The sequence below is a fragment of the Croceicoccus gelatinilyticus genome (genome assembly GCF_018398395.1).
In the GTDB taxonomy this organism is placed as follows: domain Bacteria; phylum Pseudomonadota; class Alphaproteobacteria; order Sphingomonadales; family Sphingomonadaceae; genus Croceicoccus; species Croceicoccus gelatinilyticus.
In genome coordinates this window covers 398952-421783 of record NZ_JAHCBF010000001.1, presented here as the reverse complement: position 1 = coordinate 421783, position 22832 = coordinate 398952, and the positions used below count along the sequence as shown (strand labels likewise).

At 62.5% G+C, this 22832-nt stretch carries 29 protein-coding genes; 12 read left to right on the top strand and 17 right to left on the bottom strand.

The features are described 5' to 3' along the window. The 12 genes from KIH45_RS02290 to hisB form a co-directional block, all read right to left on the bottom strand. A complete protein-coding gene (locus KIH45_RS02290; protein WP_213174667.1) occupies window positions 1-825 on the bottom strand; it encodes an energy transducer TonB in 825 nt (274 codons plus the stop codon). Window positions 826-837: 12 nt separating this feature from the next. Further along, window positions 838-1224 carry an ExbD/TolR family protein gene (locus tag KIH45_RS02285; protein ID WP_213174361.1) on the bottom strand — a complete coding sequence of 129 codons (387 nt, stop codon included), beginning with the start codon at window positions 1222-1224 and terminating at the stop codon, window positions 838-840. Between the two features lie 66 nt (window positions 1225-1290). Continuing rightward, on the bottom strand, window positions 1291-2019 hold the full coding sequence (gene tolQ, locus KIH45_RS02280; RefSeq protein ID WP_225899585.1) for a protein TolQ: 729 nt from the start codon (window positions 2017-2019) through the stop codon (window positions 1291-1293). Between the two features lie 4 nt (window positions 2020-2023). Further along, window positions 2024-2488 (bottom strand): YbgC/FadM family acyl-CoA thioesterase, encoded by a 465-nt coding sequence (locus KIH45_RS02275; protein WP_213174360.1) that lies wholly within the window; start codon window positions 2486-2488, stop codon window positions 2024-2026. A 106-nt stretch (window positions 2489-2594) separates the two neighbouring features. Next, a complete protein-coding gene (locus KIH45_RS02270) occupies window positions 2595-2978 on the bottom strand; it encodes a histidine triad nucleotide-binding protein (protein ID WP_213174359.1) in 384 nt (127 codons plus the stop codon). Continuing rightward, on the bottom strand, window positions 2975-3301 hold the full coding sequence (locus KIH45_RS02265) for a phosphoribosyl-ATP diphosphatase (protein ID WP_213174358.1): 327 nt from the start codon (window positions 3299-3301) through the stop codon (window positions 2975-2977). The genes KIH45_RS02270 and KIH45_RS02265 overlap by 4 nt, the downstream gene beginning before the upstream one ends. A gap of 46 nt (window positions 3302-3347) precedes the next feature. Next, window positions 3348-5093: a cation:proton antiporter domain-containing protein gene (locus KIH45_RS02260; RefSeq protein WP_213174357.1), complete on the bottom strand. Its 1746-nt coding sequence runs from the start codon at window positions 5091-5093 to the stop codon at window positions 3348-3350. A gap of 199 nt (window positions 5094-5292) precedes the next feature. Further along, window positions 5293-6906: a M28 family metallopeptidase gene (locus tag KIH45_RS02255; protein ID WP_213174356.1), complete on the bottom strand. Its 1614-nt coding sequence runs from the start codon at window positions 6904-6906 to the stop codon at window positions 5293-5295. A gap of 116 nt (window positions 6907-7022) precedes the next feature. Further along, window positions 7023-7820, bottom strand: a complete 798-nt coding sequence (gene hisF, locus KIH45_RS02250) for an imidazole glycerol phosphate synthase subunit HisF (RefSeq protein ID WP_213174355.1) — start codon at window positions 7818-7820, stop codon at window positions 7023-7025. Window positions 7821-7890: 70 nt separating this feature from the next. After that, on the bottom strand, window positions 7891-8619 hold the full coding sequence (gene hisA, locus KIH45_RS02245; RefSeq protein WP_213174354.1) for a 1-(5-phosphoribosyl)-5-[(5-phosphoribosylamino)methylideneamino]imidazole-4-carboxamide isomerase: 729 nt from the start codon (window positions 8617-8619) through the stop codon (window positions 7891-7893). An 86-nt stretch (window positions 8620-8705) separates the two neighbouring features. Further along, entirely contained in the window at window positions 8706-9335 is a 630-nt protein-coding gene (hisH, locus tag KIH45_RS02240; RefSeq protein WP_213174353.1) for an imidazole glycerol phosphate synthase subunit HisH, read from the bottom strand. Window positions 9336-9338: 3 nt separating this feature from the next. After that, window positions 9339-9947 carry an imidazoleglycerol-phosphate dehydratase HisB gene (gene hisB, locus KIH45_RS02235; protein WP_213174352.1) on the bottom strand — a complete coding sequence of 203 codons (609 nt, stop codon included), beginning with the start codon at window positions 9945-9947 and terminating at the stop codon, window positions 9339-9341. A gap of 224 nt (window positions 9948-10171) precedes the next feature. On the opposite strand from hisB, the gene KIH45_RS02230 reads away from it, so the two are divergent. The 3 genes from KIH45_RS02230 (at window position 10172) to gmk (ending at window position 11837) form a co-directional block, all read left to right on the top strand. Further along, window positions 10172-10681 (top strand): SspB family protein, encoded by a 510-nt coding sequence (locus KIH45_RS02230; protein ID WP_213174351.1) that lies wholly within the window; start codon window positions 10172-10174, stop codon window positions 10679-10681. Between the two features lie 52 nt (window positions 10682-10733). Further along, a complete protein-coding gene (locus KIH45_RS02225) occupies window positions 10734-11090 on the top strand; it encodes a hypothetical protein (protein WP_213174350.1) in 357 nt (118 codons plus the stop codon). A 75-nt stretch (window positions 11091-11165) separates the two neighbouring features. After that, window positions 11166-11837: a guanylate kinase gene (gmk, locus tag KIH45_RS02220; RefSeq protein ID WP_213174349.1), complete on the top strand. Its 672-nt coding sequence runs from the start codon at window positions 11166-11168 to the stop codon at window positions 11835-11837. Between the two features lie 4 nt (window positions 11838-11841). On the opposite strand, the gene KIH45_RS02215 is transcribed toward gmk, so the two are convergent. Further along, window positions 11842-14214: a S8 family peptidase gene (locus KIH45_RS02215; protein WP_273544021.1), complete on the bottom strand. Its 2373-nt coding sequence runs from the start codon at window positions 14212-14214 to the stop codon at window positions 11842-11844. 263 nt (window positions 14215-14477) lie between these two features. Between KIH45_RS02215 and dapD the strand changes: the two genes are divergently transcribed. The 6 genes from dapD (at window position 14478) to KIH45_RS19420 (ending at window position 17082) form a co-directional block, all read left to right on the top strand. Then, a complete protein-coding gene (dapD, locus tag KIH45_RS02210; protein WP_213174348.1) occupies window positions 14478-15320 on the top strand; it encodes a 2,3,4,5-tetrahydropyridine-2,6-dicarboxylate N-succinyltransferase in 843 nt (280 codons plus the stop codon). Between the two features lie 155 nt (window positions 15321-15475). Next, complete coding sequence (locus KIH45_RS02205) at window positions 15476-15751, top strand: hypothetical protein (protein ID WP_213174706.1); 276 nt, start codon at window positions 15476-15478, stop codon at window positions 15749-15751. Continuing rightward, window positions 15751-15975, top strand: coding sequence for a hypervirulence associated TUDOR domain-containing protein (locus tag KIH45_RS02200; RefSeq protein WP_213174347.1), 225 nt, complete (start codon window positions 15751-15753; stop codon window positions 15973-15975). The genes KIH45_RS02205 and KIH45_RS02200 overlap by 1 nt, the downstream gene beginning before the upstream one ends. Further along, window positions 15975-16157, top strand: a complete 183-nt coding sequence (locus tag KIH45_RS02195; protein WP_213174346.1) for a DUF3008 family protein — start codon at window positions 15975-15977, stop codon at window positions 16155-16157. The genes KIH45_RS02200 and KIH45_RS02195 overlap by 1 nt, the downstream gene beginning before the upstream one ends. 5 nt (window positions 16158-16162) lie before the next feature. Next, complete coding sequence (locus KIH45_RS02190; RefSeq protein WP_213174345.1) at window positions 16163-16579, top strand: DUF1810 domain-containing protein; 417 nt, start codon at window positions 16163-16165, stop codon at window positions 16577-16579. Between the two features lie 38 nt (window positions 16580-16617). Then, window positions 16618-17082 (top strand): ion channel, encoded by a 465-nt coding sequence (locus KIH45_RS19420; RefSeq protein WP_213174344.1) that lies wholly within the window; start codon window positions 16618-16620, stop codon window positions 17080-17082. On the opposite strand, the gene KIH45_RS02180 is transcribed toward KIH45_RS19420, so the two are convergent. Next, window positions 17069-17842 (bottom strand): DUF72 domain-containing protein, encoded by a 774-nt coding sequence (locus KIH45_RS02180; RefSeq protein WP_213174343.1) that lies wholly within the window; start codon window positions 17840-17842, stop codon window positions 17069-17071. The genes KIH45_RS19420 and KIH45_RS02180 overlap by 14 nt on opposite strands. Before the next feature lie 35 nt (window positions 17843-17877). Between KIH45_RS02180 and KIH45_RS02175 the strand changes: the two genes are divergently transcribed. Then, the gene (locus tag KIH45_RS02175; RefSeq protein ID WP_213174342.1) at window positions 17878-18321 is read left to right on the top strand and encodes a DoxX family protein; all 444 of its coding nucleotides are present in this window, start codon (window positions 17878-17880) and stop codon (window positions 18319-18321) included. Between the two features lie 20 nt (window positions 18322-18341). Here the strand turns inward: KIH45_RS02175 and KIH45_RS02170 are convergent, their stop codons facing one another. The 3 genes from KIH45_RS02170 to KIH45_RS02160 all read right to left on the bottom strand — a co-directional run bounded on the left by KIH45_RS02170 (window position 18342) and on the right by KIH45_RS02160 (window position 20452). Continuing rightward, window positions 18342-18593, bottom strand: coding sequence for an SWIB/MDM2 domain-containing protein (locus tag KIH45_RS02170; RefSeq protein ID WP_213174341.1), 252 nt, complete (start codon window positions 18591-18593; stop codon window positions 18342-18344). 44 nt (window positions 18594-18637) lie between these two features. After that, the gene (locus KIH45_RS02165; RefSeq protein WP_213174340.1) at window positions 18638-19213 is read right to left on the bottom strand and encodes a YbhB/YbcL family Raf kinase inhibitor-like protein; all 576 of its coding nucleotides are present in this window, start codon (window positions 19211-19213) and stop codon (window positions 18638-18640) included. A 183-nt stretch (window positions 19214-19396) separates the two neighbouring features. Next, entirely contained in the window at window positions 19397-20452 is a 1056-nt protein-coding gene (locus KIH45_RS02160; protein ID WP_213174339.1) for a hypothetical protein, read from the bottom strand. A gap of 240 nt (window positions 20453-20692) precedes the next feature. Here KIH45_RS02160 and KIH45_RS02155 point away from each other — a divergent pair, with 240 nt between their 5' ends. Then, on the top strand, window positions 20693-21295 hold the full coding sequence (locus KIH45_RS02155) for a pyroglutamyl-peptidase I (RefSeq protein WP_213174338.1): 603 nt from the start codon (window positions 20693-20695) through the stop codon (window positions 21293-21295). Window positions 21296-21364: 69 nt separating this feature from the next. After that, on the top strand, window positions 21365-22795 hold the full coding sequence (locus tag KIH45_RS02150; protein ID WP_337925383.1) for a S41 family peptidase: 1431 nt from the start codon (window positions 21365-21367) through the stop codon (window positions 22793-22795). Window positions 22796-22832 lie beyond the last annotated feature (37 nt).

Sequence of the window (22832 nt, the reverse complement as noted above, 5' to 3'; positions counted from 1 at the left end):
TTACAGTCTCCGGTCGAATCGGAATTCGCGCACGTTCTTCCACGTGTCGTAATATTCATCAGGCAAATCGAAAGGCGCCGCGAGCTGAACCGCGCGGATCGCGAGTTCAGCGTGGCGGTCCTTCTGCGCGGCGTTCGCTTCGGTCACCCCGCTTTGCGAAACGACGCGTGGGCGGCCCCTGAGATTGCCGTTACGATCCATTTCCCAAGCCAGCACAGTCACCAGCTTTTCGGCATCGATGCCCTGCGGCGCGGTCCAGTGCGGGCGCAACTGGCGGCTGATCGCGGAAGACAGCGACGATGCAGTCAGCGGTCCGACCTTTTCGGCCGGCTGATCGGCATCGCTGCCAGAACCGCCGGTGCCGGACAGGAAATCATTGCCAAGCCTGCTGCCCCGCGAAGGCGCTTCGGATCGGCGGCTTTCGGACCGCTCGACAGGCTTTGCCTGGGGCCGCGGGGTCTGTTGCTGCTGCTGACGCGCGATCGGCGACGGACGCGGCGCGGCGGCGACGGCATCGTCAGCCGCATCGTTTACCGCATCGGCAACACTGGCCTGTGCAGGCGGTTCAGGATCGCCCAGCTCCTGTCCGACTGACGGCGCAGGATCGGCAGAAGGATTGGGGGAGATCGATTCCAGCGCCACTTCGTCGGACACTGTCACCACGACCCGTTCAGGCAGCGGCATCGAAGGCGCTTCCTTGTCCCATGCGACGAGCACGAGAACGAGTACCACGTGGAAGGCGACGGCAACGGCAAGACCCAGCCGATCGTCACGCCCGAAGCGGGCTGTTTCGAACAGGTCCCCCGATGGTGTTGCAAGGCGCATCGTGGTCAAGGCCTATGGGCTGGCGTCTGAACCGTGGGTGACCAGCGAGATCTGCCGGAAACCTGCGCGATTCAGTGCCCCCATGACAGCGACGACGCGGCCATAATCGAGCGCCTTGTCCGCGCGCAGAACGACCGGCGGCGCGCCCTGTCCGGTGGGCGAAATGACGGCCAGTCGTTCGGCAAAGGCGCCTGCGGGAATGCGCTGTTCGTCGATGTAGATCAGGCCCTGTTCGTCGAGCGAAACCGTCAGCGTCTGGTCCTGGTTGTCGAGCGCCTCGGCCTGGCTGTCGGGAAGGTCGACGGGTACGCCTGCAACCAGAAGCGGCGCGGCGACCATGAAGATGATCAGCAGCACCAGCATGACGTCGACCATCGGCGTCACGTTGATCTCGGCCATGGGCGTGCGTCCGCCCCGCCCGCGCCTGCCGCGTCCGCCGCCTCGTGAAGCGAGCTTTACGGCCACTTACATCGTCTCCAGTTCGCGGCTGAGCGAGGCGTGGAAGCGGTCGGAGAAACGGTAGAGCTTCGTCTCGAACGCATTCACCCGGTGCGAAAAGCGGTTGTAGGCGATGACCGCGGGGATAGCGGCGAAAAGGCCGATGGCCGTGGCGAACAGCGCCTCTGAAATACCCGGAGCGACGACAGCCAGCGAGGTGTTCGACTGCGCGCCGATCTGAAAGAAGCTGTTCATGATGCCCCAGACGGTGCCGAACAGGCCCACGAATGGCGCGACCGAACCGACGGTGGCGAGGAAGTTCAGCTTCTCCGCGATGGAATCGCTTTCCGACGTCACGGCCGCTTCCATCGAGGATGCCAGACGCTGGCGCAGGCCTTCCTTGTCGCGAAGGCCGCGGCGGGTTGAGGTCTGCCACTCGGCAATGCCCGCAGCAGCCACGCGGCGCGAGGGCAGGTCTTCGTTCGAACGGATCATCGGCTCGACATCGTCGGCCTGCCAGAAACGGTTCTCGAAATCGCGGTTCTGACGATCAAGACGGCCCATCTTCATCGAGAACGAGACGATGATAGCCCAGACCCAGATCGAGGCGAGGATGAGGCCGGCCATCACCGCCTGCACGACGATGTCGGCCTGCAGGAACAGTTCGACGGGATCGAGCCGCGTGGGCGCGCCAGTCGCGGTCGATGCGGGGACCGCGACGGAAGCAATCTGGGTAACGATCTGGGATAGGGGCAAGGCTCTAGCTCTCGGTCTGAAGAGTGGGAGTAACGGTTTCGAACGCGGCAAGCCACGCATCAGGCTGGCGGCGCGGGCGTCCGTCGGGCGATACGAATCCGACACGCACATCCATTTCGGCCAGCAGGGTATCGCCGCGCATGGCGCGCTGGTTCAGTTCGCAAGATGCCTTGCCGATCCGCTTTACGCGGGTTTCCAGCGTGACGGCATCGGCAAGCTTGGCCGGTGCCTTGTAACGAATTGAAAGGTCAGCAACGGAATAGACGCCCTCGCCCGCTTCCATCGCGGCGCGCTGGTCAACGCCGATGCAGTCGAGCAGGTCCGAACGCGCCCGCTCGAACCAGCGCAGGTAGTTGGCATGATAAACGATGCCGGACAGGTCGGTATCTTCGTAGAACGCGCGCACGGCATAATAATGCACGCCGTCGATGATTGATCCGGTAGCCGGAGAAGGAAGCACGTCTGCCATTGGTATGGCGTCATAGCCGCGCCGCGATTCGGGGCACAAGCGGCTTATTTTTCGCCTGTGGAAGCCCGATTCATCGGCAATTCACCTTCGCGGAAATCGCTTTGTATCAGGCCGAGGTCAGCATCGGCCCCATGACCCGCCCGCCCATCAGGTGGACGTGCAGGTGCGGGACGATCTGCCCGCCGTTCGGGCCGATGTTGTTGATCAGTCGGTAACCCACTTCGACAAGGTTCTTTTCCCGCGCGATCTTGCCGACAGCACGTACGAAACCAGCGATCTCATCGGCAGGCGCGTTCACCGAGAAGTCGTCCCAGCTGACGTACTTTCCCTTCGGCACGACGAGGATGTGAATCGGCGCAACCGGGGCGATATCCTCGAAAGCGAAGGCCCATTCGTCCTCGTATACTTTGGTGCAAGGCAGTTCGCCGCGCAGAATTTTCGCGAAAATATTGTTGTCGTCGTAAGGCGCGGTCGGGTCGACGGGGCTCATTCGCTGGTCCTCGATGCTTTTTCGGCGATGCCCGAAACGCCTTCGCGGCGGTCGAGTTCGGCCATGACGTCGTGAATCGACAGGTCACGGGCAGAGAGCAGCACCGCGAGATGGAACATCACGTCTGCCGCTTCGCCAACCAGTTCCTCGTCCGATCCGGCCAGCGCGGCGACGACAGTCTCGATCGCTTCCTCGCCCAGCTTGCGCGCGGCATAGTCGGGTCCGCGATCAAAGAGCTTGGCGACATAGCTCTCGTTCGGGTTGCCGCCCTTGCGGCTCTCGATCGTGGCGGCAAGCCGCTCCAGCGTGGTGAGTTCGGTCATCGGCGCAGCCTTGGCCCGCGCGCGGCCAAAGATCAACGGGTCACGATCAGTGCGGCTGCGTGAAGATGCGGTCGCGCGCAGCCTTGAGGTCGCCGCTGTCGATCTGCTCGGTCAGCCGTTCTTCGTCGCTTTCGCGGTAGGCCTGCTCTGCCCGGTCAACCGCCTCGGCGTTCTCGCCCAATCCTTCCAGTGCCTTGCGGGCAAGCAGGATCGCGGAATCGAACACCTCTCGCGCAAGGAAGTCGACAGGTGCCTTGGCCAGTTTCATGACGCTGCGCCGGTCGAAGACGCGCACGTAGATGCCGGTGTCCGGGAACTGGTCACGCACCGCTTGAATCAATTCGGGGTCAACCTGATCGCCGTCGAGGCAGAAGACGATGGCCTTGGCCTCCATCCCGCCTGCCTGCCGCAGCAAGTCGACGCGCGTGCCGTCACCGAAATAGACTTGCGCGCCGAAGTCCGCAGCACGGTCAATCATCTCGACATCGCGGTCGATAATCGTCACGCGAATACCGCCCGCGATCAGCATCTGGGTGACGGTCTGGCCAAAGCGGCCATAGCCGACGACCAGCGCGCTCGCACCCTCAGGCTCCGGACCGGGCCGCGTTTCGCCTTCGCGCACCGGGTCGCTGCGGATTCCGGCCGTCAACATCATCAGGAAAGGAGTAGTCGCCATCGACAGCGTCACGACCGCCCCGAACAGGCTCGCCGCCTCAGGCGCGATCAATAGGCCGTCCTGCGCCTCGGCGAAAAGGACAAAGCCGAATTCGCCGCCCTGGCTGAGCAGAAGGCCCATCGCCAGCGCCTTGCGCCATGGCATCTTGATGAGCAGCCCCAGCCCCGAAATGACCGTGGCCTTGGTCACGATCAGCGCAATCGCCATCAGGACGACGAAGACCGGACGTTCGGCAATGGCCGACAGGTCCAGCATCATGCCGATCGACAGGAAGAACAGGCCCAGCAGGATTGAGCGGAAGGGCTCGACGTCTGCCTCAAGCTCATGCCGATAGGGCGAGCTGGCCAGCATGACGCCCGCAATAAAAGCGCCGAGAGCGGTCGAGAGGCCCAGCGCCTGCATAAGCGCCGCGGCTCCAACGATAGTGAACAGCGCCGCGACGATGAACATCTCCCGCTCGCCCAGAACGCCGATCAGTCGGAACAGCGGACGGATCAGGTAGCGGCCCGCGATGATCAGGCCGACGATGGCCGCTGCAGAGATCAGAGCCAGCTGCCAGCCCGGATGACCGGCCTCCTGCTCCGGATTGCGGCTAAGCGCGGCGATGATCGTGATCAGCGGGATCAGCGAGAGGTCCTGAAACAGCAGGATCGCGAAGGACCGCTCGCCCACCGGCGTGCGCAGGCGCCCCGCGCTTTGCAGCATCGGCAGGACCTGCGCAGTCGAGGAAAGCCCCAGCGGCAAGCCCAGTGCAAGCGACGCGGCAAGGCTGAACCCGGTGAAAGCGTAAATGACGGCACTGACCGCAAGACCGCAAAGCGCGACTTGCGCAAAGCCGAGCCCGAAGATCTCCTTGCGCATCCGCCAAAGGCGGCTCGGTGCAAGTTCCAGCCCGACAATGAAAAGCAGCAGGACGATGCCGAGTTCGGCAAAATTCAGCTTCGCTTCCGCCCCGCCGACAAGGCCCAGCGCCTGCGGACCGACCAGCGCGCCTGCGACAAGGTAACCGAGCGTCGCGCCCAGCCCGAGCTTACGGAACAAAAGCACGGCGGCGAGCGCGAAACCGAGGAGGATCAACCCCTCTACCAGCATGGAGCCGGCGCCCCCTTCGTGCATGCGATTTCCCCTTCGAACCGGGAGAAGCCCGGCGGATCGCGCCAAGTTAGGATCGCCCAGCGGTCAGGGCAATGGCAGGGCAGAAAGTCTTGAGTTCGGCCTGAATAAGTGCGCGACGGGAACGGGTCACGGTGGTGGGGGGTGTGACCCGCCCCGCCGCGCTGAACGAAAGGTGCCGGAAGATCTAGTAGAGGAGGAGTCAGTCCTTCATGGGGCCGTCGAAAACGGTCCCAAAGAAATCGTCCTTCTTCCAGACAGGCCTCTCGTCCATATCTGCAATGTTGCGTGCAATGTCGAAGTTGAGATCGGCAAAACGAGCCGCCTGATCGAACAGGATCAGGTCAACTTCATCCGAAGGCTGGTGATAGTGCTCGCCCAGGAACGAGCCGAATGCCTCGAGCCCGCCGTTGCCGGGGCCGGGTTCGAGGTAGATCGCAGGGATGCCCTGCCGAACGTAGGAGTAGTGGTCCGAACGGGTGAAGATGCCCTCTTCGGGGAACGGGTCCTCGGCAAAGCCGATGCCGGCCGCCTTCGCAGCCTTGGCGACCGCGCCATAAAGCGTCGAACGCTCCGCACCGAACGCGATGACGTCGACGAACTCGTACGTCAGCATCGGCATATCGAGGTTGACGTTGGCGACGACATTGTCCTGCGGAACGATCGTGTTGCGGGCGTGGTAGGACGAACCGATCAGGCCCATCTCTTCCGCGGTCAGTGCCACGAACATAAGCGAACGCCGCGGCGGAGCCATTGCGAAGCGGCGCGCGACATCGATCATGATCGCGCTGCCGGTCGCGTTGTCCATCGCACCGTTGTTGATCTTGTCGTCATCGTCACCTTCATCCACGCCGATGTGGTCGAGGTGGGCGGTGAGGACGACATATTCGTCCTTGAGTTCGGGGTCGGTGCCGGGAACGATGCCCACGACATTCCGGCTCGTGGCGTTTTCGAACTTCTGCTCGAATGCGATCTTCGCCGTGATACCCATGTCGAATGCAGGCAAAGTAGCGCCGGGTTCGTCAATCTTGGCGACCGCATCGGCATAGCTGATCGGCTGCCCGTCGAGCAGCTTTGCCGCAGCGGCAGGGTTCAGAACTGCGGCAGCGACCATGCCTTCGCGTGAATCGTAGGCCTGGCCATCTTCACCGATCCACGTCGCGCTGGTCGACTGGTCGCGGAACTCAAGCCGCTTTTGCCAGTCATAACGCTCCAGCGACTTGTCAGTCAGCAGCGAGATGACGCCCACCGCGCCGCGCTTTGCCATTTCGCGCGAACGTTGGCCGCTGAAATAGGCGCGTTCCTCGGTGTTGAGGAATTCCGGCGCACCGGTGATGGCGACGGCGATCTTGCCCTTGAGATCAACGCCTGCGAAATCATCGCGACCATTGCGCGGATCGACATAGCCCTGCCCGACGAAGACGAGCGGAGCCTCGATCACGCCGCTTTCAAGACCGATCATTCCGTCGACGGCGTAGTCAGTGCCCAGTTCAAGGTCAGGAGCCTTGTCACCCGACAGGACCATCGTGTTCTTTTCCATCGGGCCCGGACGCATGATGCGAAGGCCCACGGGCTGGAAATGGGTACCGTCTGCCGCACCCGGCTGAACACCGACCGATGCGAAACGATCGGCCATGTACTGCGATGCCAGTTGATAGCCCGGCTGCCCTGCCTCACGACCTTCGAGTTCGTCCGACGCGAGATAGCGCACGTCCGCCTCGATCGAGCGTTCGCTCGGGGCAGTCGCGACGTTCGTGTCGGTCGTCGCGCAGGAAGCGAGCGCAAACGACGCGGTCAGCAGGAGGGCAATCCGCATAACTAAGCCTTGGGTCTGATTCGGATGGTTGCGCATGTAACCAAGAAATCCGGGTTTGAAAACGTTATCAAACACGAAAAATGGCTGTTAACCGTGTTTCCGGTTCAGACGCAGCCTTAGCTTCGGGCCGGTAAACCCGCGGCGCGCAAGGCATCGTGGGCCTCTGCGAGGGTGTGCTGACCGAAGTGAAAAATACTTGCGGCAAGCACGGCACTGGCATGACCGTGGGTGACCCCCTCGACGAGGTGATCGAGCGTTCCGACCCCGCCGCTGGCGATCACGGGAATGCCGACTGCATCGGCAATCGCGCGGGTCAGTTCAAGGTCATAGCCCTTCTTCGTCCCGTCGCCGTCCATCGAGGTGACGAGAAGTTCGCCCGCGCCCAGCTCAGCCAGCCGCCGTGCATGCTCCAGCGCATCGATGCCGGTTTCCTTGCGCCCGCCGTGCGTGAAGATTTCCCACCGGCTTTCCCCGGAGCTATCCCCCGACTTATCCACACCCGGTCCACAGACGCGCCGCGCATCGACGCTGGCGACGACGCACTGGCTGCCGAAACGTTCGGCAATCTCGGCGACGACCTCGGGGCGGGAAACGGCGGCGGAATTGACCGCAACCTTGTCAGCCCCTGCAAGCAGCAGCGCCCGCGCATCGTCCGCGCTGCGCACGCCGCCACCAACGGTCAGCGGCATGAAGCATACTTCTGCCGTGCGGCGCACGACATCGATCAGGGTGCCACGGCCTTCGTGGCTGGCCGAAATGTCCAGAAAGCAAAGCTCGTCCGCGCCGGCGGCGTCATAGGCCTGAGCCTGTTCCACCGGATCGCCCGCGTCGATCAGGTCGACGAAATTCACGCCCTTCACCACGCGCCCTTCGGCAACGTCGAGGCAGGGGATGACGCGGACACGGACAGTCATGAAACAAGCGCTCCGGCAGGTTGCGGCAAGCCACAGTGACTACACCTTGCGGCGCGTCACTTCCAGAAAATCAGTCGCGGTTGGCCATCGCCAGCGCAGTGGCAAGGTCGAGCCTCCCGTCGTAGATCGCGCGGCCGGTAATGACGCCCTCGATCCCCTCGTCCGCGTGGAGCGACAGGATATGGATGTCATCCAGCCCCTTTACGCCCCCGCTTGCGATGACCGGAATATCGACCGAGCGCGCCAGATCGACGGTCGCGTCGATGTTGCAGCCTTTCAGCAGCCCGTCCCGCCCGATGTCGGTGAACAGCAGCGAGGCAACGCCCGCGTCCTCGAACCGGCGGGCCATGTCGACGACCGGCACGTCCGAAACATCGGCCCAGCCGGCAGTTGCGACCATGCCGTCCTTCGCGTCGACGGCAACGACGATGCCGCCGGGATATTCCTTGGCCATGTCCTTGACGAACTGTGGGTCCTTAAGCGCAGCCGTGCCCATGACGATGCGGGCAACGCCTGCATCGAACCACGCCTCGACAACCTCCGGCGTTCGAATGCCGCCGCCAAGCTGTACGTAACCTTCGAAGGCATCGACGATGGCTTCAACCGCCTCGCGGTTGCGCGCCTCGCCTGCGAACGATCCGTCGAGATCAACGACGTGCAAGTGCATCGCCCCCGCCTCAGCGAAAAGCTTTGCCTGTGCTGCGGGGTTGTCGCCGTAGACAGTGGCGCGGTCCATGTCGCCTTCGGCGAGACGGACGACCTGGCCGCCCTTGAGGTCGATTGCGGGAAATACGATCATGGCTCGCGCCTATACACCGCGAGCGCCCGCGCAAAAGCCTGTTTTTCTATGCTGGGCCGAAGTGCCTACGTGGCGAATGCCTGTCGTCAAGGCTTCCACTCGAGAAAGCGTTCCAGCAAGTCGATGCCGTAACGCTGGCTCTTTTCCGGATGGAACTGGACGCCAAGGATATTATCGCGCGCCACCGCTGCCGTGATCGCGCCGCCGTGATCGGTGATGGCGGCGATGTCGCGGCCTTCGTCAGTCACGAAGTGGTAGGAGTGGAGGAAGTAGGCCTCGCCCCGATCGATCAGTTCGGCGCCGTCATGATGCTTCATGGGCGCCACGTCGTTCCAGCCCATGTGCGGGATCTTGATCGCAGGGTCTGTCACTTCGATCGGCAGGACTTCACCTGCGATCCAGCCCAGCCCCTTGTGGACCCCGTGTTCGACACCGCGGGTCGCCAGAAGCTGCATCCCGACACAGATGCCGAGGAACGGCGCACCCTGTTCCAGAACGCGCTTCTCCATCGCAGAAATCATGCCAGGAATGGCACGCAAGGCCTTGATACAATTGGCATAAGCACCGACACCGGGGAGCACGACACGTTCGGCTGCCAGCACGACCTCGGGATCACCCGAAACCTTAACCTGATCCGCCCCAGCGGCTTTCAGCGCATTGGCGACCGACTGCAGGTTGCCTGCGCCGTAGTCGATAAGGGCGACGTGAGATGGCATGGCTCAGGCCTCGATCGTCCCTTTGCCGAGCAGACCCTTGGTCGACGGAATCGCGTCGCCCTTGCGCGGGTCCAACTCCACCGCCATCCGCATCGACCGGGCAAAGCCCTTGTAGATCGATTCAATGATGTGGTGGTTGTTCTGGCCGTAAAGCAGTTCGATGTGCAGCGTGATGCCCGCGGCCTGCGCGACCGAGTGGAACCAGTGCTCGAACAGCTCGGTATCCATCTCGCCCAGACGCGGCTGCGAGAAACCAGCCTTCCAGACCAGCCAAGGCCGGCCCGAGATATCCAGCGCAACGCGCGATAGCGTTTCGTCCATCGGCGAATAGGCCTGGCCGTAGCGCGAGATGCCCCGCTTTTCACCCAGCGCCTGAAGCAGCGCCTCACCCAGCGCAATGGCGCTGTCTTCTACGGTGTGATGCTGGTCGACGTGCAGGTCGCCGTCGACTTTTAAGGTCACGTCGATGAGCGAGTGGCGGGAGAACTGCTCGATCATGTGATCGAGAAAGCCGATGCCGGTGGCGACGTCATATTCGCCAGTGCCATCGAGGTTCACCGCCACTTCGATGGCGGTTTCCTTGGTCTTACGAGAGATCGATCCGGTGCGCATGAGGGCCGCTATACGCCTGCGAAAGCGCTGTGCAAGACGCGATCACGTACTCTTCGATAATCCAGAACGAGGCCTGACAGGATATTCTCTTTTTATCAGTGATTTAATGGCAATACGTTCGACTTCTTGTCACCACACCACCTTAATCGATCATGGCTTGGATAAGCCGTTGATGACCGCTTTTCCCGCTTGACCGCGCGGCTTGATACGGCCAAGCCGTCCGCATGAGCGAAGCACCGCCCGATAGCCTGATCCCCTACGACGAAATCGTGCAGGAGGCCTTGCGCGCAGTCGTCGGCCGCGTGCTGCGCGAAGTGGAAGCATCGGGCAGCGAACTGCCCGGATCGCACCACTTCTACATCACCTTCAAGACCGGCGCGCCCGGTGTCTCTATCCCGGCGGACCTTCGCGCCCGCTTCCCGGACGAGATGACGATCGTGCTGCAGAACAAGTTCTGGGACCTCTCGGTCGAGGACACGCTGTTCTCGGTCGGGCTCAGCTTCAACCAGGTTCCGGCGAAATTGGTCATCCCCTTCGCGGCGATCACCGCCTTCGTCGATCCTGCCGTTGATTTCGGCCTGCAGTTCCAGGCCGTCGAAGTGGACGACGAACCCGAACCACACGACGATGCGGAAAACGACATGGAACAGGGTGACGGCGAAGGCGTTCCTTCAGTGACGCCCCCGGAAGACGGCTCCAACGTCGTGACCGTTGATTTCGGGAAGAAGAAATAAGGCCCGATCGCCTGAAATAGCTGCGCGGGCCGTGATCGAAGAAGAGGTCTCAATGCCCAAGCGCCGCAAAATCCCCGGTCTCAGCCCCAATCCGATGACGAACCTGATCGTCGCCGATATCGCCCTGCGCGGCGTGGGCCGCCTGACCCGGCGCATGACCGAAAAAGCACTTCTTCGCACCCGCTACAGTGCGGACGACGCAAATGCCGTGGTCGATGGTCGTTCCATGGCGCAGACGCTTGTCTCAGTTGCCATCGCTCGCGTTGCGACACGATCCGTTCCCGGCGCGCTGATCGTCGGCACCGGAATTCTCGGTAAGACGCTTTGGGACCGTTCGAAGGGCAAGCGCGGCGCACGCATCGAGGGGCGCAAGCAGATGCAGGACCGCATGGAAAACGCCGACAAGTAAGGCGTTCCCCCTCAAATCTGGACAAACACGGTTACGGCGCTTGACCGCGGCACCTTGTCGCGGCCATCAGCGCGCATGGCTGAAGACCAGAATTCCGAAGAGAAGACCGCGCTCAAGCGTCGCGGGTTGATGTTCATCCTGTCCTCGCCCTCTGGCGCGGGTAAGACAACGATCGCGCGCAAGCTGCTGGCCGCTGATGACGAGATCAATCTCTCGGTCTCTGCCACCACGCGTCCGATGCGCCCCGGCGAGGTCGAGGGGAAGGACTATCACTTCGTCGACAAGCCGCATTTCGACGCGATGGTCGACGATCACGCCTTCTTGGAATGGGCGCATGTCTTCGGGCACAGCTACGGCACGCCAAAGGCACAGATCTGGAACGGCATGAAAGAAGGCCGCGACTTCCTGTTCGACATCGACTGGCAAGGCACGCAGCAGCTGAACCAGCGCGCCAGCGAAGATGTCGTCCCCGTCTTCATCCTTCCGCCCAGCATCGACGAACTGCGCCGCCGCCTCATCGCGCGCGGCACCGACGATCCGAAAGTGATCGAGGCCCGCATGGAACGCGCGCGGGCGGAAATCAGCCACTGGTCCGAATATCGCTATGTCGTCGTCAACGACGATGTCGAAAGCTGCTTTGCGCAAGTGCGAGAGATCCTGCACGCCGAGCGCATGAGGCGCGAGCGCCAGACCGGCCTCGTCAACTTCGTGCGTGAACTGATGGCAGGCCCCCCGCCGGGCGCCTGAGCGGCTAGAATCTCGCCGACCAGCGCAGCGCCGCACCCTTGTCGTCAGGCAGGTCGGCGATGTGCCCCGGATCGCGGCGGTAAAACAGGCTGGCCGTCAGGCTGCCGCCCATCCACGGGCCTATCCAGCGCACTTCACCGGTCATCTCGCGCCCTGAAGGTTCGAGCGAGAAACTGCGTTGTCCGAAAGTCGCCGTTTCGGTGGAATAATCCCAAGCCGTTGGCACGTTCAGGGACAGCCCGCCCCCTTCGACCCGAAGGGGCTGCGCGATCCGCACGCCCAGCGCATCGCCGCTGGCCAAGACGTCCTGCCGCTGCGCATCAACGCTCCACGCGTTGGTCTGAAAGCCCGAAGCGCCCTCGATAAGGCCGGCGACACGCGGACTGGTGATACCGCGCCGGTAATCCGCGCCGAGAGACCAGCCAGCCGCCGGTTTCCATCCCAGTACGGCATCCAAAAAGACGCTGTCCGCCCCGCCCGCCCCGATGGCGTCGGAAAACCGCGCACCCAGCACGGTGCGGTTTTCTGTCAGTAGGCTCGTCCCAAACGAGGCGGATACATCGCCATCAGCCCAGTCAACCGTTGCGCCGTAGCGCGTGAAATCATCTTGCTTGCCGCGAGAGCGCAAACCGCCTTCAAAGCTATCGCTCCAAGCTTTGCCGGTTTCCACACTGCCCGTAACGCCCAAGTCGCCAAACCCGTGACGCACGGCCACCGCCCCGTCACGACGGGCGACGAAGCCGAGTTCACCTGCGCTTTCGCCGGCGACAAGGAAGGCAGGCCGTGCGTGCCCTGCAAGGCCCGCTTCCAGGCCCTGTGCCCCTTCACGAAGGGCAAAAGCAAATTTCGTATCGGGCGCAATTATGGCCCCGATCCGCGCGGCGAGCAGGCGGGCTTTTTGCGCATTCTCGTCATCGAGACGCAGCGGCACCGGAGAAGCCGCATTGACGCTTCCGGGATCAACCGTGAAGGCCAGCGACGTCGTCCCGCTAGTGACGGAAAGACCCTCCGCCCTACCCGACATCGCCCGATAGAGCCGAGGCTCTACGCTAGCGGAAGCCAACCGCGCGCCGAGGTCCGCGCCATAGGCACGGTCGTACTCGTCGAGAACGACGGTTCCGATGCTTGCCCGCCGGGCCGCGTCACCCATCGCGGGGCTGGTGACGCCCGATCCATCACCCAGCGCCACGGCGGTCGAAGTCCCCGCCAGCGCGGTCCGACCCTGAGGGGCAAAGGCGCCCGCGATGTCCAGCAGGCCGACGCCATAAACCGCATCGACGCCAGCATCGCCAAGGTCGGCCGCGCCGCCAAGGATCAGTTCAACAATTTCCGCTCCGCTCAGGTTCGGAAAAGCCTGCGCCAGAAGCGCCGCTGCGCCCGCGACCTGTGGGGCCGAAAAGCTAGTCCCGTTGTTGACGTAGATATATTCGATGCCGCCTTCGACCTCGGTATAGATCTCGCCGTTTTCATAGACGCAGCACACGTCTTCACCGCGGGCGGTGATGAACGAATTCGCCTGCGATCCGGCACGATTGCTGAAGCTTGAAATCGTATTCGCCGCATCGACCGAGCCGACGATGATCACGTTCTGTGGCGCTGCGAACAGCACGCCCGAAGCGAAAGGATCGGGCTGTGCCGGATCGATCCCCGGATCGGTCGATTCCCCGTCATTCCCTGCCGAAACGACGACAACGATGCCTGCCTGCGCTGCGCGGTTGATCGCGTTCACGAGTTCGGCAGTCGGAAGAGAGCCACCAAGGGAAAGGTTCACGACTTTCGCGCCAGTCGCGATCGCCACATCCACCCCGCGAGCAATGTCGCTGTCCAGAAAGCTGCAACCAGTGGACGAATCCGTTGGATCGAAACTGGCGCAAGTTCCCGGTTCATCGGCCCGCAGCGCAAGGACAGTCGCATCGAAGGCGATGCCCATCACGCCTTCGTTGTTGCGCGCAGCCGCCGCGACGAGAGCAACCTGCGTGCCATGCCCATCGGGACTTTCGATACCGCGATTGCCGGCGACATCCTGCGATTCCGGGGCGATGCGGCCAGCAAATTCCGGGCTGTCACTGTCGATGCCGGTGTCGATTACGGCGATCGACACGCCCTCACCCGTTGCGCCTTGTTGCCAGGCGGTCACGGCATTGTGCTGTCGCGGGCCATCCGACTGGCGATATTCGGCAGTATCGAAGTTCGCGGACGAAGTCGGCGTCGGCGAAGGGGATGGTGTCGGACTGGGCGCAGGGGTCGGTGCCGGCGTCGAAATCACGCCTCCGCCACCTCCTCCGCCGCCGCCACACGCCGAAAGGACGGCAAGCGACGCACCGGCAAGTGCGTGCATGATTACCGTTGTTGCATCAGGGGTTTGCTTATCGGCCATTCAGTCCCGTCCATCCTTGCATCGCAATGTTTTAGCAGGATCCGTCCCGATAACTGCCCGATGCTTGCGCCATTTCGGACCATATCGGCAAGGGTATGGATGATCGGTGAATGACCCACGGTATGTGCTACGTGCCACCGACCGTACGCTTCTCGTCCTCTAATCCCGGTTGCCCGCGCGCATTTCTGGCGATAGGCGGCCCGGTGAGTTCGTCACATCCGTGCCCGCAGTGCTTGCAGGCAGCCCATTGCCAAGGAAATGCCATGTCCGACAACGCCGCCCTGATCGCCGCAATCGACGCCGCTTTCGAAGATCGCGCCAGCGTCACGCCCGAAAGCACCGAAGTGCGCGCGAACGTCGAAAAGGCACTGGCCATGCTCGATAGCGGCGAGGCCCGCGTGGCCGAGAAGAAGGACGGCGAGTGGGTCGTGAACCAGTGGCTGAAGAAGGCCGTGCTGCTTTCCTTCCGCCTGAACGAGAACGAGATCGTGCCCGAGGGTTCGGCAGGCGCGCCGGCCTATGACAAGGTGCCTTCGAAGTTTTCGGGCTGGAGCGACACGCGCTTTGCCGAAGCCGGTTTCCGCGTTGTACCGGGCGCAGTAGCCCGGCGCGGTTCTTACATCGCCAAGGGCGTCGTCCTGATGCCCAGCTTCGTCAACATCGGCGCGTTTGTCGATGAAGGCACGATGGTCGACACCTGGGCTACGGTCGGCTCGTGCGCGCAGATCGGCAAGAACGTGCACCTTTCGGGCGGCGCGGGCATCGGCGGCGTTCTCGAACCGCTGCAGGCCGAACCTGTCATCATCGAAGACAACTGCTTCATCGGTGCCCGTGCCGAAGTGGCCGAAGGCGTCCATGTCGGCGAAGGCGCAGTGCTTTCGATGGGCGTGTACCTCGGTGCGTCGACCCGCATCGTCGACCGTGCGACCGGCGAAGTCCACATGGGCAAGGTTCCGCCCTACTCGGTCGTGGTCCCCGGCTCGATGCCCGGCAAGCCGCTTCCCGACGGCACGCCCGGCCCGTCGCTGTACTGCGCCGTGATCGTGAAGACGGTCGACGCGCAGACCCGTTCGAAGACCTCGATCAACGAACTGCTTCGTCCGTAAAACGGCACGGGGCTGCGGGTTTCGCGGCCCCTTAGATACTCGCTCCTGCATGGTTCGGGCGGAACATTTCTGCGCGAAAGTGCGTTCTGTGTGGTGAAAGGCCGGCTCTTTTCGAAGGGCCGGCGTCACAAGATCGCGAAACACAGGAGTATTTGATGGAACGACACGGCGACGAAGTAGACGTCACCACCAACGAAGCGCGTGCGGGCAGCACGCCTCATATCGTGCGTTACGTCCTCATCATCAGCCTCGTTCTGGCGGCCGCTGCCATGACGATCGTATGGATCACGGGCGCTGCCACAGCCGACGATCCGATCGAAAGCGGATCGGAACGCACTACCGATCCCTACACCGCCGCAGGTGAACCCATCGACGGCGCAGCGGACGAAGTCGACGAGACGACACAGCCCATGACCGAGGCGGCCCAATAATGGCCGAGAACAAGTTCCAGAAGAACCAGCACGTAAAGTGGAACTGGGGCAATGGCACCGGCACCGGGCAAGTTCAGGAAAGGTTCGAGCGTGATGTCGAACGCACTCTTCAAGGCAGCAAGGTTTCGAAAAACGGAACCGAGGACAATCCCGCCTATCTGATCAAGCAGGAAGACGGCGACGAAGTTCTGAAGCTCGGCTCGGAACTGGAAGCGGCAAACTGATGAAGGCGGAATCGAAAGCGCAGCAGCGCGCTGCCGGTGCCGCGCTTTCCGCCAAGCGCGGCGATACGAAAGTCGGCGACCTGCAGGGCGCGTCGAAGGACATGTACGATTCCATGACCGAAGAGGAATTGGACGACATGGCCTCAACCAGCACCAAGGACCTGCCCGACCACAAGGATTGATCCCGATGTCCGCACTGGAGCGGTTCGTCGAAGCGCAAGCGGGTATCTACCCCAAAGCGCTTTCCGAACTTCGCGCCGGGCGAAAACAAAGCCACTGGATGTGGTTCATCTTTCCCCAGATCGCAGGCCTCGGCCACAGTGATATGGCTCGTTTTTACGCAATCAAGGACCGCGACGAAGCCGTCGCGTTCTTGAGCCACGACTTACTGGGACAACGGCTTTGCGAATGCTGCGAAGCCGTTTCCGCATGGGCGGGTAAACGCAGCGCCGTCGCCATCCTCGGGACGATCGACGCGATGAAGCTAAACAGCTCGATGACACTGTTCGCCGCCGTTGCAACCGACGCCGCGCCTTTCGACGCGATTATCGAGGCTTTCTACGACGGTAAGCGGGATACGCGGACGCTCGAACTCTTGACCTGAAGCCTCCCGCTGGCGAACTTGGCGGCAGGGAGGCGAGCGTGGACGAACATACCGTTCAATCAATACATATCCTGATGCCGCAGCTCGCCTCGTCGACCGCGATGATCATGGCGTGCGTCACCGTGCACGGCCTTGGTCTCGCGCTGCTGACACATTTCGTGAACCCGTCGGAATCGGACCAGCGCGTGACGCACCTCCCGCCTGTGTCGTTTCACGGCATCATGATCACGCTCGCCATCGTCTATGGCCTCTTCATCCTGCATGGGATCGAAATCTGGATGTTCGCGCTGTTCTTCCGTGCGGTGGGCGCGTTGCCGACGCTGGAATCGGCGATCTACTATTCGACCATTTCCTACGGCGCGATCGGGTACGACGACGTCGCGATGGCGAGCGACTGGCGGATCGTCGGCGCGCTGGAAGGGATTTGCGGGATAATCCTGCTGGGGTGGTCCACCGCCTATTTCGTCCGCATCCTCGGGCGTCTCGACATCAAGAAGCACTAGCCGCGATCTTACGCGCCAAAGCCATGGCTGCGGCAGGCGCGCGCTCTTTCGCGCCATTGATGCAGAACATGAAGACGTCGCGACCTTCCCCCTCCTCGTCCTCCTCCCCCTCCTCTTCCCACGCCTGCGCCTTCGCCACAAACTGATCGAGCGCGGCAGGCGGATAACCGCGCTTTAGCCGCGATTGCGCCCTTTTCAGGCGGGCATAGGAAAAGTCTGCTGTCTGTCGATCGATAGCGGGAACATCCTCCGCGTCGATATAGGCGATCGCGACGCCGGCCCTTGTCGCTATCTCAATGAACTCGTCGCAGCCGAAGCTGTGATGCTGCACCTCGATCGCATGCCTTAAGGGAAGTCCGTCCACTTCACGGGGCAGCAATTCCAGGAATGCGGCCATGTCATCGCGATCGAAGCTGCGCGTCTTGGGCATCTGCCACAACACGGGTCCCAACTTGTCGCCAAGTTCGGCGATGCCCTGCCCCACAAAACGCTCGACTGCTTCACCAGCGTCAGCCAGCTTCTTGCGTGTCATGACATAGCGCGACCCTTTGAGAGCGAACACGAACCCGTCAGGCGTTTCGTCATGCCAACGGGCAAAAGTCTCCGGCTTCTGCAAGCGATAGAATGTGCCATTCACCTCGATCGCGCCCAAGCGGGACGCGGCGTATGCAAGCTCGTCCTTCTGCCGCAGGTCATCCGGATAGAACAATCCGCGCCACGGCTCATACGTCCAGCCGCCAATGCCGGTGCGGATGGTCATTGCGGGATGGGGTCTGCTCTGTGCATGAGGTCGGAATGAGCCAGACCAATACCAGTTCCGAAACCGCGCCCCGATCCAGCCCGACCCGCACGGTCCTGCGTATCGTGCTCGCGCTGCTCTATCTGTTTGCCGGTTATGCCCATCTGGCCAATCCGCAGACTTTCCTGAAAATCACGCCGAATTGGGTACCAATGCCGGAGACAATTATTTTCTGGACAGGCATCGCCGAACTGGCAGGCGCTGCCGCGCTGGCGCAGCCCTCCAATCTCAGGCTGCGCCAGGCAGCAGGGATTGGCCTTGCCCTCTACGCGCTATGCGTATGGCCAGCGAACATAAATCACATGATAATGGACATGGCCGCGCCGGACCATGGATGGGGCCTTGCCTATCACCTGCCGCGCATGGCGCTGCAGCCGGTGCTGATCTGGTTGGCCCTCTGGACCGGCGGGGTCATCGACTGGCCCCGCCGGAAGAGGTGAGCTTGCGCTCGTAACCTCGCTTAGCCGAGGTGCTTCGAAACCGCAGCGGTCATCTTGAACATCGAGATCTTCTCGTTACCGATGACAGCGCCCAGCTTGGCGTCGGGCACGATCGTGCGCTTGTCGTTCGCGTCCTGAAGGTCGTTCTTCTTGATGTATTCCCAGACCTTCTTGGTCACTTCGCCGCGCGACATCGGGCCCTTGCCGACGATAGTCTCGAGCGTCGGCGAAACGGCGACGGGCTTGTTGATCGCATTGTTCTTGGCGGCCATTTCCTAGGCTCCCTTCAAAATGGGGATCGATTGATCGAAGTGGACTATTCCACGTCGATGTCGTCCCAATCCTCGATTTCCTTTTCACGGGCATAAGTACCCGTCAGCAGCGACACGGAAATGACGTGTCCCTGCATTGCCTCGACCAGCGCCTTTCGCGAAGCGCCCGGTGCGAGATTCAGCGGTGCGTCCAGCGCGTAGAGCTGGAACACGAACGAGTGTTCCTCATCGTCGGCGAGCGCGGGGAGTAGCCAGTCGGAATTTCCCGCGCCATTTTTGCCGGTGCGCGGCGGAACTTCGCCTTCCATCAGCTTGCCGCGCTGGGGCGCGATACCCCAGACGAGCCAGTGGCACTTTGCCCCGGCAGTCGCGTCCTCGACGACGATCGCCATTTCCATGGTGCCTTCGGGCGGCTGGTTCCATTCCATCGGCGGCGCGACGGCGTCTTCCTCGTCCGCGGTGAACGAGGGGTCGAGTTCCTCGCCGTCTTCGAATGCGGCGCTCGTCAGCTTGAGGCCACCGGCGCCGAGCAGCGACGCGCTCCCCAGCGAAGCGACGGTAAGCGAACCATCTGCTGCATCGTTCAGGGCGGCTTCGAGCCAGGCGGGGCACTCGGACATGGGCAACTCTTGCAATTCGTGTCTTCAAGATAGGTGCCGAACGAGCCTTGCGGGCGCGGGCGGCACGACTTCACTCTCGGGCTTATGGGAAAAGCGCCCCCCTTGCGAGGGGCGCTCCCGGCGTTTTGCCCGGTTTAGATGCATCTGGCGGCCCCGCAGGACTTGACGGGGCCGCCGAAGCGCTCAGGCGGGCGCATGACGGCGCTGTGCGAAGCCTTGGTAGAAGCGGCGGAAGTCGAGATTCGGCTGCTCCCGCAGGCGCTGGGTCAGGCTCTGAACGATCAGGCGTGCACGACGACGGCGCGCCTTGGGCGAACGGAACGGGATCGCTTCGTCAGGCTTGGCGCGGACCAGACGTTCCAGCAAGGCGCGACGACCTTCGGCGCTGCGCGGCACTTCACCTGCCGGCAGGACCGCCGATGCAGGCGAAGCATTGACGTAGCCGGCATCGTCCCACTTGCTGCCACCATACGTGACATTAGGCTGACGACGCTGCGCAATTGCAGGCTCCGGCTCTGCCGGAATGGCAGCAGTCGGGGCGACGGCGGCAGCAGGGACGGTGGCAGGTTCCTTCCGCAGGGGCAGGGTCTTGCGTTCGTCCGTCATTGCCGCCGTCGTCCCGTGACGATCACGGCGCCTGCGACGCGCCGATCCCGCCATGAACAGTCCGACGAATCCGAGACCAAGAGCCGCAGCACCACCCGCCATTGTCAGAGTGGCGTTCGTATCGTCACCTGCGGCCGGATCGCTGAGCGGCGCAGCGGTCGCGCTGCTGGTGGCGGCGAGCGCAGGATCGCTTTCGACGGCATCGTCGACGACCGGCACTCCGGCGCTTTCTGCCTCTGCGGCAATGTCAGCCTGCTGGATCGGCGAAGGATCTGCCGCAGCAACACTAGCAACGCGGGTCGAAGGTTCGCTGGGCACGGCTGTGACCGCAGCAGGCGCATCCGCGACCGGCGCAGCTTCGACCGGCTCAACAGGCGCTGCAACGACTGTCGGCTCTGGCTCGGCCTGGACAGTCGGTGCAATAGCCGCGGCCTGCGACGGGGTCGGATCGGGGATCACGATCTGCGGCGTGGTCGCTGTCGTCGTGGGCGCGGCCTCGGTGACTGTGGGAACAGTCGGCACCACGATATCCGGCGACGTGGCGTCCTGGGCCAGCGCGTTGGTTGCAGTCAGTGCCAGGACAGCTGCAATGGCGCTGCCGGCGGGGCGGATGAGTTCGAGATTCGTCTTCATGGCACTGGGAGTAACAACGATTGTCATTCCGCGATCCGCAAACATGGCAATTTTGCGGCAAGACGAACCGATTTAATCGTCAAGTAGAGTTTTCCACAAAACGACTAAAACTATTACGAACTGAACTCTGTATTTACGTTAATCTGAAGTTCATTGACAATACCATCCAGTTAACTTGCCATTCATCTGCAGCGGCCGGCCATCTTGACGATTTTCCCGCTCGGTTCGATATCCTGAACCATGGCAAAGCCCCTCCTCATCACGGCATTCGAACCTTTCCCCGGCGTTCCGGACAATCCGACAGAGACGCTGCTACGCTCTTTCGCGCAGATGGATGACGATGTCCTGTCGACCGCACGCCACGTCATCTTGCCCACCCGTTATGACGTCGCGCCCGCGCGTATGCTTGAGGCGCTGAATTTCGAGGCGTCAGCCGTGATCATGACCGGATACAGCAACCGTGCGACTGCGCTGACCCTTGAAAGCCGTTCGACCAGCGCCTCCCTCCCCGACAGGCCCGATTCCGCCGGCTACTGCCCCTTGCCCAGCGATGCTCCCATCGCAGTGCACGACACTCGGCTCGACCTTGGCTCCATGGTCGCCGCGCTAACCGCCGAGGGGCTCGATGCTGAAATCTCGGACGATGCCGGCAGCTACGTGTGCAACCACGTGTATCACGCAGCTCTCAGCGGCCCCTGCCATTCGGATGGCATTCCCGGCCTTTTCGTTCACATCCCCGCCCTGCCCGGCACGCCCCTCGCAGAAACGGCGGCAGGAACGATGTCACTCAAAGACATGCAAAAAGGTATGGGGATTATCGCAAGAATGGTCATCGCAAATTAAGGATGATCCTTGCATATGAAACGACAATTAGCGGGCATCCACGGCCCGCGCCAACGGATTGGGACGCCCGTGAAAGCCAGTAAATTCCCCCTCGCCCTTGCGGCCTGCGCACTCTTGTCCGCCTGTGGCGGCGGTGGCGGAAGCAGTTCTGGCACGTCCGGCGGTACCATCGGCGGCACGCCGACACCCACGCCAACCTCGACGACTTCGGCCTGTTCGCTTTCGAACCGCCAGCAGTTCGCACGCGAAGTCATCGATGAATGGTACCTGTTCCCCGATCTGGTTGATACGAGCGTTCGGGCATCGAACTACGACAGCGTGCAGGACTATATCGACGCACTGGTCGCACCTGCGCGGGCGCAGTCGAAGGATCGCTATTTCACGTACATGACCTCGATCGAGGAAGAGAACGCCTATTACAACAGCGGGTCGACCGCCGGCTTCGGCATCCGTCTCGGTTATGGCACCGACAGCGTTTTCGTGATCGAGGCTTTCGAGGATGCACCGGCACTTGCCGTCGGCATGGACCGCGGCGTCGAAATCCTCGCCGTCGGCAACACCGAAGGTACGCTTCGAAATGTCAGCGACATTGTTGCCGCAGAAGGCTGGGCCGGTTTCTCCGACGCGCTGGGCTCATCAGATGTCGGCGTTACGCGCTCGTTCCGCCTGCGCGACACGGATGGCACCACGCGCGTCGTGACCATTTCGAAAGAGGATTACGCGCTCGATCCCGTTTCCGACCGTTACGGCGCCAAGGTCATCAATGATAACGGCATCAATGTCGGTTACGTGAACCTGCGCACCTTTATCGATACTGCCGATCCTGACTTGCGTGCTGCCTTTGCCGATTTCCGCGCACAGGGCATCGACAAGGTCATCGTCGACTTGCGCTACAACGGTGGCGGGCTTGTCCGCATTGCCGAATTGATGGGCGACCTGATGGGCCGCGACAAGGTCGGCCAGGTGTTCAGCCGCACGACGCTGCGCGACAGCAAGTCGGAATATAACGAACGCTACCTGTTCGCCAGCCAGCCGCAGTCGATCACCCCGATGAAGATCGCCTTCATCGGCCGCGGCGGTACGGCTTCGGCCAGTGAGCTTATCATCAATTCTATGATCCCTTACCTCGGCAACGACATGGCGCTGGTTGGCACCAACACGTACGGCAAGCCCGTGGGCCAGTACGGCTTCGACAACGAAGACTGCGACGATCGTATGCGCGTCGTTACCTTCCGTACGGAAAATGCGGACGGCAACGCGGACTATTTCACCGGTCTGGCCTCGTCGGTTCCGGTGACCTGCCGTGCAGACGACGACATCTTCACGCAGCTTGGCGATCCGGACGAGGCATCGATTGCCGGTGCGCTCGACTTCCTGGCCGGCCGTTCGTGCACCGCTATCAGCGGCGGACAGACGACTCAGTCGGTATCGGGCCAGCGCCGCCTGCTTATGCCTACGCGGCCCAGCACGGCGCAAAGGGAAGTTCCGGGACTTTTCTGACGCGAAGGTTCTGAACGTTACCAGACAGTTCCCGGCA